This window comes from Acidimangrovimonas pyrenivorans (genome assembly GCF_042643245.1).
GTDB classification, from domain to species: domain Bacteria; phylum Pseudomonadota; class Alphaproteobacteria; order Rhodobacterales; family Rhodobacteraceae; genus Acidimangrovimonas; species Acidimangrovimonas pyrenivorans.
This window is the reverse complement of record NZ_JBHRSK010000004.1, coordinates 395,381-408,352: the sequence shown is the minus strand read 5'-3', so window position 1 is coordinate 408,352 and position 12,972 is coordinate 395,381. Positions and strand designations below refer to the sequence as shown.

General features: G+C 68.9%; 12 protein-coding genes. 5 read left to right on the top strand and 7 right to left on the bottom strand.

Translation table 11 applies throughout. The features are described 5' to 3' along the window. Positions 1–137: 137 nt before the first annotated feature. On the bottom strand, positions 138–578 hold the full coding sequence (gene mscL, locus ACFOES_RS04910; protein ID WP_377832061.1) for a large conductance mechanosensitive channel protein MscL: 441 nt from the start codon (positions 576–578) through the stop codon (positions 138–140). 139 nt (positions 579–717) lie between these two features. On the opposite strand from mscL, the gene ACFOES_RS04905 reads away from it, so the two are divergent. Beyond that, complete coding sequence (locus ACFOES_RS04905) at positions 718–1,425, top strand: glutathione S-transferase family protein (protein ID WP_377832060.1); 708 nt, start codon at positions 718–720, stop codon at positions 1,423–1,425. Positions 1,426–1,509: 84 nt separating this feature from the next. On the opposite strand, the gene ACFOES_RS04900 is transcribed toward ACFOES_RS04905, so the two are convergent. Further along, on the bottom strand, positions 1,510–2,280 hold the full coding sequence (locus ACFOES_RS04900) for a cyclase family protein (protein ID WP_377832059.1): 771 nt from the start codon (positions 2,278–2,280) through the stop codon (positions 1,510–1,512). A gap of 113 nt (positions 2,281–2,393) precedes the next feature. Here ACFOES_RS04900 and ACFOES_RS04895 point away from each other — a divergent pair, with 113 nt between their 5' ends. From ACFOES_RS04895 to ACFOES_RS04880, 4 genes are all read left to right on the top strand, one after another. Beyond that, positions 2,394–3,683 (top strand): amidohydrolase, encoded by a 1,290-nt coding sequence (locus tag ACFOES_RS04895; RefSeq protein WP_377832058.1) that lies wholly within the window; start codon positions 2,394–2,396, stop codon positions 3,681–3,683. Positions 3,684–3,965: 282 nt separating this feature from the next. Further along, positions 3,966–4,961, top strand: a complete 996-nt coding sequence (locus tag ACFOES_RS04890) for an ABC transporter substrate-binding protein (protein WP_377832057.1) — start codon at positions 3,966–3,968, stop codon at positions 4,959–4,961. Between the two features lie 108 nt (positions 4,962–5,069). Continuing rightward, on the top strand, positions 5,070–6,110 hold the full coding sequence (locus tag ACFOES_RS04885) for an ABC transporter permease (protein ID WP_377832056.1): 1,041 nt from the start codon (positions 5,070–5,072) through the stop codon (positions 6,108–6,110). A gap of 10 nt (positions 6,111–6,120) precedes the next feature. After that, positions 6,121–7,170, top strand: a complete 1,050-nt coding sequence (locus ACFOES_RS04880) for a quaternary amine ABC transporter ATP-binding protein (RefSeq protein ID WP_377832055.1) — start codon at positions 6,121–6,123, stop codon at positions 7,168–7,170. Between the two features lie 107 nt (positions 7,171–7,277). Here the strand turns inward: ACFOES_RS04880 and ACFOES_RS04875 are convergent, their stop codons facing one another. The 5 genes from ACFOES_RS04875 to ACFOES_RS04855 form a co-directional block, all read right to left on the bottom strand. Continuing rightward, positions 7,278–8,213, bottom strand: a complete 936-nt coding sequence (locus ACFOES_RS04875) for an HAD-IIA family hydrolase (RefSeq protein ID WP_377832054.1) — start codon at positions 8,211–8,213, stop codon at positions 7,278–7,280. Then, complete coding sequence (locus ACFOES_RS04870; protein WP_377832053.1) at positions 8,210–8,977, bottom strand: FadR/GntR family transcriptional regulator; 768 nt, start codon at positions 8,975–8,977, stop codon at positions 8,210–8,212. Before ACFOES_RS04870 ends, ACFOES_RS04875 begins: the two co-directional genes overlap by 4 nt. Continuing rightward, the gene (locus tag ACFOES_RS04865) at positions 8,952–9,905 is read right to left on the bottom strand and encodes an ABC transporter ATP-binding protein (RefSeq protein ID WP_377832052.1); all 954 of its coding nucleotides are present in this window, start codon (positions 9,903–9,905) and stop codon (positions 8,952–8,954) included. The genes ACFOES_RS04870 and ACFOES_RS04865 overlap by 26 nt, the downstream gene beginning before the upstream one ends. Next, a complete protein-coding gene (locus ACFOES_RS04860) occupies positions 9,902–11,782 on the bottom strand; it encodes a dipeptide/oligopeptide/nickel ABC transporter permease/ATP-binding protein (RefSeq protein ID WP_377832051.1) in 1,881 nt (626 codons plus the stop codon). Before ACFOES_RS04860 ends, ACFOES_RS04865 begins: the two co-directional genes overlap by 4 nt. Before the next feature lie 229 nt (positions 11,783–12,011). After that, complete coding sequence (locus ACFOES_RS04855) at positions 12,012–12,959, bottom strand: ABC transporter permease (RefSeq protein ID WP_377832050.1); 948 nt, start codon at positions 12,957–12,959, stop codon at positions 12,012–12,014. Between the last annotated feature and the right edge of the window lie 13 nt (positions 12,960–12,972).

Sequence of the window (12,972 nt, the reverse complement as noted above, 5' to 3'; positions counted from 1 at the left end):
GACGCGCAGCGGTCTCAAGGGCCCCGGCCGCGCGAGCTTCGCACCGCCATCGCCAGAAGCGCCCGCCCCGGTGGGGGGCGGGTCGGGCGCTGCCCGGCGGTTCCCGCCGGGTGCAACGGATGATCTGTATCGGCGCCCTACCCTGCCGCCTGCCGTTTCAGCAGATCGCGGATCTCGGCCAGCAGTTCCTCTTGCGTCGGGCCCTTGGGGGCTTCCGGCGCCGGCTCCTCCTTCTTCTCCACCGCCTCGCGGGCCCGGTTGACGCCCTTGACCAGCAGGAAGACGACGAAGGCGATGATCAGGAAGTTCAGCACCGCGGTCAGGAAGGCGCCATAGGCGAAGATCGCCGCCCCGGCCTCGCGCGCTGCCGCCAGCCCGGTGCCGGGCTCGACCGAGCCGCTGAGAACGACATACATGTTTGAGAAGTCCATGCCGCCGACGATCAGCCCGATGATCGGGTTGATCAGATCGCCGACCACCGACTTGACGATCGCCGTGAAAGCGGCGCCGATGATGATGCCGACGGCCATGTCCATGACATTGCCCTTGGCGATGAACGTCTTGAATTCCTTGAGCATCGCTATCCCCTGAATGGATTGTCCTCAACTGCGCGTTACCCGCGCGTGTCACCAGCAATAGCATGACTTATGTCAATCCCGAGCCGAATTGACTATGGCACAAGGGAACGGCGCCGCATCCAGACCGACGAGGACCCCGATGACCGACCTCTCCGCCTTCCCGATCACCCGCCGCTGGCCGCCGCGCGACGCGTACGCGATCCAGCTCTATTCCTTCCCGACCCCCAACGGCATCAAGATCGCCGTCATGCTCGAGGAATGCGGCCTCGCCTATGACGCCCACACGGTCAGCTTCAAGCGCCAGGACCAGATGACGCCCGAGTTCCTGTCGCTGAACCCGAACAACAAGATCCCCGCGATCATCGACCCGGACGGGCCGGAGGGAACGCCGTTCCCGCTGTTCGAATCCGGTGCCATCCTGATCTACCTGGCCGAGAAGACGGGGAAATTCCTGCCGCAGGCGCCGGCACAACGCTACCAGGTGCTGCAATGGCTGATGTTCCAGATGGGCGGCATCGGGCCGATGTTCGGCCAGCTGGGCTATTTCTACCATACCGAGGCCGGGCTCGCGATCGAGGACAAGCGCCCGCTGCAACGCTATGCCGACGAGACGGCGCGGATCCTCAAGGTGCTTGAGGGGCAGCTGCAGGGCCGCGACTGGATCGCCGGCGACTATTCCATCGCCGACATGGCGATCGGGCCGTGGCTGCGGGTGCTGCGCGACATCTACCACGGCGAGGGCCTGGTCGGCTGGCGCGACCTGAAGAACGTGCCCGCCTATCTCGACCGCTTCCTCGCCCGCCCGGCCGTCGCCCGCAGCCTGAACGTGCCGCGACGCGACGGCTGAGGCCGACCCTTTACGCCGGCATCCCGACCCGAGGGCAGCGCCCGGCGTGAACGCCGGGCGGACCGACGAAGACCTGCTGCGGTCCTAGTCCCTGAGAATCGCCACCGGCCGGCACCAGCCGGCGCTGGCGCCCTTGATCTTGACCGGGAAGCACTGGACCTCGAAGCCGGTCGCCGGCAGCGCCTCGAGATTGGCCAGCTTCTCGATATGGCAATAGGCCCGCTCCATCCCGGCGCGGTGGCCTTCCCAGATCAGCCCGGCATCGCCGGTCTCGGCCACCCGCTTGGCGGTGTGGACGAAGGGCGCGTCCCAGCTCCAGGCGTCGGTGCCGGTGACGCGCACGCCGCGCTCGGTCAGGTAGAGCGTCGCCTCGCGCCCCATGCCGCAGCCCGAGGGCACATAGGCCGGCGTGCCGTAGGCCGCCGCCGCGGCGGTATTCACCAGCACGATATCGCCGGGTTGCAACGCGTGGCCGATCCGCTCCAGCTCGGCCGCGACCTCTTCCGCCGTTACCACGTGGCCGTCGGCCAGGTGGCGGAAGTCGAGCTTGACGCCCGGGCCGATGCACCACTCGAGCGGCACCTCGTCGATGGTGATCGCCCGCTTGCCGCCATCCATCGTCGAATGGAAATGCCACGGCGCGTCGAGATGGGTGCCGTTATGCGTCGTCAGGGTGATCTGCTCGATCGCCCAGCCCTCGCCGCCCGGCAGCCGATCCGGGGTCACCCCGGGAAAGAAGGCCAGCATCTGCTGTGCCGTCTGGCTGTGGTCGAAATAGGTGATCTTCGGCGCCGCGCCCGGCGGGTCGGCGTATTCGGTGTTTTCGAGCGGGCGGGAGAGATCGACGAGGCGCATGGCGGGCTCCGGGGTTTGTTCGGTGACAGGATCGCCGCAACCGCCCCCGCGCGCAACCGCCGGTGGCAGCGAAGGCGCTTGAGCGCGGGCCCCGCGCCCCCTAGCCTGCCACCATGACCACCGCCCTGCCCTCGCCCCGGCTCGACCCGGCGCTGACCGACCGGCTCGCCAGCGGCGCCGACGCGCTGCAGCTCTGGCTGATCGAGCTGCGCCGCCATTTCCACGCCCATCCCGAACTCGGCTGGCAGGAGGTCGCGACCACGGCCCGAATCGTCTCGGAACTCGAGGCGCTGGGCTACGACACCGTCCACGGCCCGGGATTCCTCGGCAACGTCCCGCGCATGGGGCTGGCCGCCGATCCCGGGCCGGGCGCAGGCGATACCGGCTGCGTCGCGCTCTACGACACCGGCCGGCCCGGGCCGACCGTCTGCCTGCGGGTCGATATCGACGCCCTGCCGATCCACGAAGCGGGCGGCAACCACGCCCCGGCGGCGGGCGGCTATGCCTCGCAGCTGCCGGGCGTCATGCATGCCTGCGGTCATGACGGCCACGCCGCCATCGGCCTTGGCACGGCGCGGCTGCTGCAGCCCTGGCTCGGAACCGGACGGGGCAAGCTGAAGCTGCTGTTCCAGCCCGCCGAGGAAGGCGGCCGCGGCGCCAACGCGGTGGTCGAGGCCGGCTGGATGGACGATGTCGACCTGTTCTTCGCCATCCACCTCGGGCTGCGGGTGCCCTCGGGCACGGCGGCGCTGAAGGTCCACGGCTTCCTCGCCAACCGGCGCTACGGCGTCACCCTGACCGGCCGCGCCGCCCATGCCGGCAAGTCGCCCGAGCTGGGCCGCAACGCCCTGCTCGCCGCCTGCCAGATGGTGCCGGCGCTGCACGCCCTGGCCCAGTCGAGCGCCCCCGGCACCCGGGTCAATGTCGGCACGCTCACCGCCGGGACGGCGGTGAACATCGTCCCCGACGAGGCCCGGTTCAGCTTCGAGATCCGCGCCGGCGACAGCGCCGGCCTGGCCGCGCTGGACGCCCGCTGCCGGGCACTGATCGAGGGCACGGCGGCGGCGCATGGCGTGGGGTGCGAGATCGCCCCGGCAGGCGGCGCCGAGGCCTGGGAGAACCCCGCGGAAATCGCCGACTGGGCAGCCGAGGTGAATGCCGAGACCGGCGCCTTCCCCGCGCTGCTGCCGGATTTCCTCTTCGGCGCCAGCGAGGACGCCACCAACCTCGCCCGCCGGGTCGCCCGGCGCGGCGGCAGGGCCGGGATCTTCGTCCTCGGCGCCGACCTGGCCGACGACCACCACACCCCGCATTTCGATTTCGACGAGGCCGCCTTGAGCCGATCGGTGCGTCTGACCGCCGGGCTGATCGCGGCGGCGATGGGGCTGTCGGCCAGCCCCTGAGCGTCGCCCCCGGGGGGGAACGGAATTCCGACACCTGCCCCGACGCAAGCCATTGTTTTGTGATCGGCGGGTGGTTGCTGACCGCCGGCAGAGTTGTTACGCCCCCGCCGATGGCCGAGAGAGATCACATCGACTCGCCAGTGCCCAAGTGCACGGAATTGCAGCCTTTTGCTGCAAATACCCCCCGGTGTATCTCCATTCATTCTCAGGACCGGCGCGCGCCCCTGGCGCGGTCCGCTCGGCCCTGTCCGGCCATGAAAGAACCATCAAGAGGATTCTGACATGCGCAATCTGATGCTGACTGCGGCCGCGGGCGCGGCCGTGCTGGCCTTTGGCGCGCCGATGCAGGCCGAGGCGGCCGCGACCGGCGCCGAATGCGGCAACGTCTCGATCGCCCAGATGAACTGGGCCGCCGCCGAGGTCACCACCAATATCGCGAAATTCCTGCTCGAGCAGGGCTATGGCTGCAAGGTCAGCCTGGTGAAGTCGGACACCGTGCCGGCGATCACCTCGGTGGCCGAGAACGGCCGTCCCGACGTCGTCACCAACCTGTGGCTGAACTCGGCCGGCGACGCCTACAAGAAGCTGGAGAAATCCGGCAAGATCGAGCGCGTGAACCAGATCCTCACCCCCGGCGGGGTCGAGGGCTGGTGGATCCCGACCTACCTGGCCAAGGAACATCCCGAGCTGAAGACGATCAAGGGCGTCATGGCCCATCCCGAATGGGTCGGCGGGCGCTTCAACAACTGCCCCGACGGCTGGGGCTGCCGGATCGTCAACGACAACCTGATCAAGGCGCTCGACCTTGGGACGTCGGGCATCAAGGTCTTCGACCACGGTTCGGGCCAGACCCTCGCCTCGTCGCTGGGCGCGGCCTATACCGACAAGAAGCCGTGGTTCGGCTACTACTGGGGCCCGACCGTGGTCATGGGCAAATACGACATGACCCGGGTCAAGCTGGGCGACTACGACAAGGCCGCGTTCGCCGAGCTGCAGAACAAGGCCACCGCCACCCCGCAGGTCTCGGACTTCCCGGCCGCGCCGATCCTGACCGCGGTGACCGCGAAATTCGCCAAGACCCACCCGGCCGAGACCGCCTTCTTCAGCAAGATGAGCTTCAAGACCTCGACCATGTCGAAGCTGCTCGCCTGGCAGGACAAGAACAAGGCCAACGGCCAGCAGACGGCGGTGCATTTCATCACCAGCTACCCGGATGTCTGGAAAGGCTGGCTGTCGCCCGCCGCCCAGAAGAAGCTCGCGAAGCTGACCAGCGGCTGATCCGCAGGCGCCCCGCGGCGCATTCCCGGACGGGGCCGGCGGACGGCCCCGTCCTTTTCGATTGAAACAACATGGACGGGAGCGCGCAAAGCGTGGCCCGCAAGGCGAATGGCAGCATACGAACAACTCTTCGACGCCCTCGGGCTGAAGGATTGGTGTACCGCCGGCGGCAGCGGTAACGGCATGATGTCGATGGCCGATCTGATCGCCAAGGCCCAAGGCACCTCGACCCACGGCCCGTCGCTGTGGAACTGGCCCTTTCCCTCGCTCGACGCGCTCAACAAGGCCTGCCCGGCGATCCCGCCGTCGCAGGACCTGACCCAGGGCCTCGAAACCGGGTTCCTCGCGATCCGGGACGGATTGCGCTTCGTCATCGATCCGCTCACCCAGCCGCTGAGCTGGATGCTGCGCGACATGCTCTGGCTGATGACGCAGACGCCGTGGTGGATCGTGATCCCGGCGCTGCTTCTGATCACCTGGCTCGTCACGCGGTCGTGGCGGCTGGTCGCCTTCGTCGGCCTCTCGATCGGGCTGCTCGCCTTCATCAACCATTACGAGGCGGCAATGCAGACGCTGGCGATCATCTTCGTCTGCGCCTTCATATGCGTGCTGTTCGGGGTGCCGATCGGCATCGCCATGTCGCGCAGCGACCGGTTTCAGAAATTCGTCATCCCGGTCCTCGACATGCTGCAGACGCTGCCGCCCTTCGTCTACCTGATCCCGCTGATCTTCCTGTTCTCGGTCACCGAGCCCAAGCTCTACGGCATTGCCATCATCCTCTATGCCATCGTGCCGGTGGTCCGGCTGACCGACCTCGGCATCCGGCTGGTCGACCAGGACGTGATCGAGGCCGCCGACGCCTTCGGCATGACCGCGCGGCAGAAGCTGTTCGGCGTCCAGATCCCGCTGGCGCTGCCCAACATCATGGCCGGCGTCAACCAGACGATCATGATGAGCCTCGCCATGGTGGTCATCGCCTCGCTGGTCTCGGCCCCGGGCCTCGGCGTGCTGGTCCTGCGCGGCATCCGCTCGCTCGAACTCGGCGTCGGCCTCGTCGCCGGCTTCGGCATCGTCATCCTGGCGATCCTTCTCGACCGGGTGACGAAGGCGTCGCTCGCCCGCATCGACACCAGCAGAAGCAACGGTTGAGGAGGCTTCGATGAGCAAGAACATCAAGGTATCGATCCGCCACCTCTACAAGATCTTCGGCGACGACCCGCAAGGCGCCCTGGCCCATGTCAAGGCCGGCATGGGCAAGCCCGAGCTGCTGGAGGGCCACCGTCACGTGCTCGGCCTGAACGACATCAATGTCGACATGCGCGAGGGCGAGATCGCCGTCATCATGGGGCTGTCGGGCTCGGGCAAGTCGACCCTGATCCGCCATCTCAACCGGCTGATCGAGCCGACGGCGGGCGAGGTGCTGGTCGATGGCGAGAACATCCTGAACTGGAACGAGGCCCGGCTGCGCCAGCTGCGGCGCGAAACCATGTCGATGGTGTTCCAGAAATTCGCCCTGCTGCCGCACCGCACGGTGCGCGAAAACGCCGGCATGGCGCTTGCCACCCGCGGCATTCCCAGGGCCGAATACGAGGCCGAGGCCGACAAGTGGCTCGATCGCGTCGGGCTCGGCGGCTATGGCGGGCAGTATCCGCACCAGCTCTCGGGCGGCATGCAGCAGCGCGTCGGCATCGCCCGGGCGCTGACCTCGAACTCGGCCATCATGCTGATGGACGAGGCCTTCTCGGCCCTCGACCCGCTGATCCGGACCGACATGCAGGACCTGCTGCTGGAGCTGCAGGCCGAGTTGCACAAGACCATCGTCTTCATCACCCACGACCTCGACGAGGCGCTCAAGCTGGCCGATCACCTGGTGATCCTGAACGATGGCTGGGTAGTCCAGCAGGGCGAGCCGCAGAAAATCCTGCTCAACCCGGCCGATCCCTATATCGAGGACTTCGTCGCCGACATCAACCGCGCCCGGGTGCTGCGGGTCCGCTCGATCATGACCGCGGGCGCGCCCGAGGGCGAGGTCTCGGGCGAGATCGACCAGGACGACAACCTGGAAAGCGTGATCGCCAGGGCCGAGGGCGCGCTCGACCGGCGCTTCCGGGTGCTGCGCGACGGCACCGCGGTCGGGTCGCTGGAGATGCCGGCGATCATGCGCGCGCTGGTGCCGCGCCGGTCCTCGGGCGAGACCGCGAAACGCTGATCCGGGACCGGATCGAAACAGCGCGCCGGGGGGGCCATGCCGCCCGGCGCGTCCCTTTTCGGGCGCCCTTCCCTAAGTGCTTTCCTCGAAAGCCGAAACACCGCCCGTTACAGGCTGGGCAGGATGAAATCCGGGGTGATGCCCGACCGGGCGATGGCGCCGCCGACATCCATGCCGACCAGGGCGCCGTGGCCGGTGACCAGCGCGGTCCGCAGCCCGGCGGCGGCGCCACCGAGGATGTCGGTCTGCAGGGTGTCGCCAACCATCAGGATCCGGTCGCGCGGGATCTCGGCCGGCAGCCGCGCCAGCGCCAGCTCGAAGATGTTGCCGAAGGGCTTGCCGTAGAACTCCGGCACCACGCCACAGCTGTCGGCCAGCCGATGGGCGTAATGCCCCGGCTCGCGCGACAGCCCGTCCTCGCGCGGGGCGACGATGTCGGGATTGGCGACGACGACCGGGCGCGGCCGGGCCCGGAGACTGGCCTCGAGCAGCGCCTGCCGCGCCTCGGTCCAGGTGCCCGAGCCGATCAGCAGGATGCCCTCGGCGGCGTCATAGGCCGCCGGATCGTCGGCGAGGAAGGCGGTGCCGAGATGCTCCAGCTCCGCGCTGCCGAACTGCGGATCGGCCATCACGCCCCAGCGCCGCGGCGGCTGCGCGGCAAGACCGGCCAACGCGGCTTCGCGACTGGAAACAACCTCTTCCGGGGCAAAGTTGAAGCCCATCCTGAGGTATCGCGCCATCAGGTGGCGCTTGGGATAGCCGGCGGAATTGCTGACCACCATCACCCGCTTGCCCATCGCCTGCAGGGCCGCGATCCGCTCGGCCGCGCCGGCAATCGCGGTCTCGCCGACATTGAGCACGCCATAGGCGTCGAGCAGCACGGCATCGAAGCTGTCGGCGGCGGCGCCGAGATCGGGGATGGTCTGGGACGCAGACGGAAAGCGGGCCGAAGGCAGCCGCTCGCGCACCGCCTCGTAGGCGTCGAATGCCCATTCGGCATCGGCCCGTCGCCGGGCGGCAGGATCGAGCGTTTCGGCGGTCATTCGGTCATGAAACGGCGGACCATCCGGGCCTCCTGCCCCTCCATCAGCGCCTGCGCGGTCTCCATGTGGTCGGTCATGATCCGCCGCGCCTCCTCGGCCTCTCCCTTACGCAAGGCGTCAAGCAGGCGCAACTGGTAGTCGCGGCCGCGCTGCCACAGCTCGGCATTGGGCGGGGCGTAGAGCTGGCGCTCGACGGTGATGTCGGACAGCACGCTGGCCATGAAGCCGATGACGAAGCCCAAGAGCTCGTTCTCGGCCTCTTCGGCCAGGATGGCGTGAAAGCGCAGGGAGGCGACATGCTGCTCGCGCTCCTCCTCCAGCGTCTCGGCCGGCGCGGCATAGACGGCGATGTTGTCCTCGAGCCGCTGCAGCACCTCCTCCGACAGCCGCCCGGCCAGCGCCGCCGCCAGTTCGGGCTCCAGCGCCCGGCGCAGTTGGTAGATGTCGCGGATCGTCAGGTCGCGGAAATAGAAGTAGTTGCCCAACAGCGCCTGCGCCCGTTCGCGCGTGACCTGGTGGACGAAGCTGCCGCCGCCCGGCCCGGTCCGGGTCTTGACCAGCCCCTGCGCCTCGAGCAGCCGCGTCGCCTCGCGGATGGTGCTTTTCGCCATGCCGAAGCGTTCGATCAGCTCGGCCTCGCTCGGCAGCCGGTCGCCCGGCTTGAGATGCTGTTCGACGACGAGCCGCTTGATCGCCTCGGCCACCTGCGCGGGGCGCGAACGACGGGCCCCGGCGCGGTCAGAGCGGGTGGTGGCAGGCGGCAAGCTGGTCCTCTCCCATGGTCTGCAATTGCGGCTCCTCCCTGCGGCACAGATCCGTGGCCCGCGGGCAGCGGCCGGCAAAGGCGCAGCCCGGCGGCGGGTTCAGCGGATCGGGCAGCTCGGTGCCTTTCTGCTCGGGCGCCGTCAGCGGCCGGCCGACGACCGGCGCGCTCTCGGCCAGCAGCCTTGTATAGGGATGGCGCGGCGCGTTGAAGATGCTTTCGGCGCGACCGATCTCCACCACCGCGCCGAAATAGAGCACCGCGACCCGGTCGCTGACCGCCTCGACCACGGCCAGGTCATGGCTGATGAACAGGTAGGTGAGGTTGAATTCCGATTTCAGCCGGGCCAGCAGGTTCAGGACCTGGGCCTGGACCGAGACGTCGAGCGCCGAAACCGGCTCGTCGAGGACGAGAATGCGCGGCGATGCCGCCAGCGCCCGGGCGATGCCGATCCGCTGCGCCTGCCCGCCCGAGAACTCGTGCGGGTAGCGGTCGAGGAACTCCGCCCGCAGGTTGACGCTGTCGAAGATCTCGGCGATCCGCGCCTCGCGCTCGGCCCTCGGCATGCGGTAGAGCCGCTTCAGCGGCGCCTCCATCACCTGGCGGATGGTCTTGCGCGGGTTGAGGCTGCTGATCGGGTCCTGGAAGACATACTGGATCATGCGGCCGAACCTGGCCGGATCGGCCGTGTTCAGCCTGTGGCCCTCGATCTCGATCTCGCCTTCCGACGGCGCCAGCAGCCCGACCAGCATCCGCGCCAGGGTCGATTTGCCGCAACCGGATTCGCCGACGATGCCCAGCGTCTCGCCGGTTGCGACCTCCAGCGTCACCGGCCGGACGGCGCGGACGCCGGGCCGGGCCCGGGCGAAGAGGCCATGGGCGATCGGAAAGGTCTTGGCCAGATCGGTGACTCGCAGCGCCTTGGTCATGCCGTCATCTCCTCCACGGCCACTTCGGGAAAGCGGCAGCGCACCGCGCGGCCGCCGGCGCGGGTCATCTCGATGGCCGCGGCGCGGCAGGCTTCCCTCGCCTTGTCGCAGCGGGCGGCGAAGGCGCAGCCCACGGGCAGCGCATCGACGGACGGCGGCAGGCCCGGGATCGCCGCCAGCTCGCGCCGGCCGCCGCCCAGTTCCGGCACGCAGGCGATCAGCCGCCTTGTATAGGGATGGGCCGGCGCGGCCAGCACCGCCGCGGTCGGCCCCTCCTCGACGATCTGGCCGGCATACATCACCGCGACCCGGTCGCAGAGCTGGGCGACGACGCCGAAATCATGGGTGATGAAGACGATCGCCAGCCCGCGCGCCCGCCGCAGGTCGTCGAGCAGGCTGAGGATCTGCGCCTGAACGGTGACGTCGAGCGCCGTCGTCGGCTCGTCGGCAATGATCACGTCCGGGTCATTGGCCAGCGCCATTGCGATGCCGACCCGCTGCCGCATCCCGCCCGACATCTCGTGCGGGAAGTTGCCGATCCGGCTTTCCGGGTTCGGGATCCGCACGTCGCGCAACAGCTGCAGCGCCCGCTCGCGGGCCTCGGCCTTCGACACCGGGTGATGGGCCCGGATCGCCTCGGCCAGCTGGTCGCCGATGCGGTAGAGCGGGTGCAGCGTCGACAGCGGGTCCTGGAAGATATAGGCGACGCGGTCGCCGCGCAGGCTGCGCAGCGTCTCGTAGGGCGCGCCGATCAGGTCCTCGCCCCTGTAGCGCACCGCGCCGCCGGTGATCACCCCCGGCGGCGAGGCGACCAGCCCCATCACCGACAGCGCCGTGACCGACTTGCCCGAGCCGCTCTCGCCGATGACGCCGAGGCATTCGCCGGGCTTCACCGCCAGGTCGACCTTGTTGACGGCGCGGTAGATCCGCGGCCCGACATGGAACTGCGTCTCCAGTTCCTGCACCGCCAGCAGAGCGTCGGTCTGCGCCGGCACCGGCCCCTGCCGCGCCACCTCGGTCGCCGCCCGCGGCCGGCTCAACGCGCCCGAGCGCAGCCGCGGGTCGAGCGCGTCGCGCACCCCGTCGCCGAGCAGGTTGATCGACATGACGATAAGGAAGATCATCAGGCCCGGCACGACCGAGGTATGCGGGCTGGTGATCATCGCCGAACGCGCCTCGCCCAGCATGCCGCCGAGATCGGCCTGCGGCGGCTGCGCGCCGAGGCCGAGGAAAGAAAGGCCCGCGGTCTCGAGGATCATCCAGCCGACCGTGGTCGACATCGCGATGACGATGACGGGCAGCACGTTGGGCAAGAGCTCGGTGAGCAGGATCGACAGATGGCCCTTGCCCGACAGCCGCGCCGCGTCGATGAACTCGCGCCCGGCCAGGCCGACGGTGATGCCGCGGATGTTGCGGGCGAAGAACGGCACGTTGACCGCGGCGACGGCGATCAGGGCGTTGAGCAGCCCCGGCCCCAGCGCGGCGACGATGGCCAGCGCCAGCAGGATGTAGGGAAAGGCCATCAGCATGTCGACGCCGCGCATGATGACATTGTCGATCCGGCCGCCGAAATAGCCCGCGACGATGCCGACCGCAGAGCCGGCGACCCCGGCCGCCAGCGCCGCCGCGATGCCGACGGCAAGGCTGAGCCGCGTGCCCCACAAGAGCCGCGCCAGCAGGTCGCGGCCGAGCTGGTCAGTGCCCAGCAGGTGGCCGTCGCTGAACGGAAACAGGAAGCGGTGGGCGGTGTCGGTGACGTCCGGGTTCTGCAACGGCAGCAGCGGCGTGATCAGCGCCAGCAGCAGGATCACGGCCAGCACCGCGCCGCCCAGCGTCGCCAGCCTGTTGCGGAACAGGAGCCGGAAGAACATCCTCATGCCGCGCGCTCCCCGCCACTGATCCGATTGCGCGGCTGCGCCGCATTCCCTCTGGCCCTGCGTGCGGCGGGGGGGCGCTGCCCCCCGTCGCCAGGGGCGACTCCCCCCGGGATATTTCCGCTGAGAGGAAAGCAGCACTGCCCTGCGCTCTTCCTCTCAGTCCAAATATCCCGGGGGTCCGGGGGCAGCGCCCCCGGCCTGATTCCGGTCGAAGCGATCCGCGGCACCGTCATGTCTTGATCCTCGGGTCGAGCAGGCTCTGGGCGACATCGACGAGGATGTTGAAGATCACGTAGCAGGCGGCGACGAAGACGACGCCGCCCTGCACCAGCAGGATGTCGCGCTTGAGGATGGCGTCGACCAGCATCCGGCCGATGCCGGGCCACTGGAAGACGATCTCGATATAGACCGCGCCGGAGAGGACAAAGCCGGCCTGGATGCCCAGCACCGGGATGATCGAGACCATCGCCGCACGCAGGGCGTGGCCCATGATCACCCGGCGCTCGTTCACGCCCTTGGCGCGGGCGGTGCGGATGTAGTCCTGGCGCAGCACTTCCAGCATCGCCGAGCGGCTAAGCCGCGCGATCACCCCGGTGGCGACGACCGAGAGCGCGAGCGCCGGCATGGCGATGTGGCGGCCGAGGTCGGCGAGGTCGCCGCCGCCATAAATCGCGTACATGCCCGAGACCGGCAGCCATTGCAGGCGCACGGCGAAGATCAGGATCATCATCATGCCGAGGAAGAAGGACGGCACCGAGATGCCGATCAGCACGGTGAAGGTGATCAGTTTGTCGGCCAGCCCGTATTGCCGCGCCGCCGAGACGACGCCGGCGAGGATGCCGAGCAGGGAGCAGAGCACGAAGGAAACCCCGGCCAGCACCAGAGTGGCGCTGAAACGGTCGAGGACTTCGGCCAGCACCGGCCGGTTGAGCGAATAGGAGCGGCCGAAATCGCCCTGCAGCAGGTTGCCGAGCCAGATGAAGTAGCGCTCGACCAGCGGCGCGTCGAGGCCGAGATCCTTGTTGATCCGGGCGACGTTGTCGGGCGTGGCATAGGCGCCCAGGATCGCCGTCGCCGGGTCGCCCGGGATCATCGCCATGATCAGGAAGACGATCACGGTGATGCCCAGCAGCACCGGGATGGCCGAAAACAGCCGCCGCAGGATATATCTGCCCATCTTTCGCCCGTTC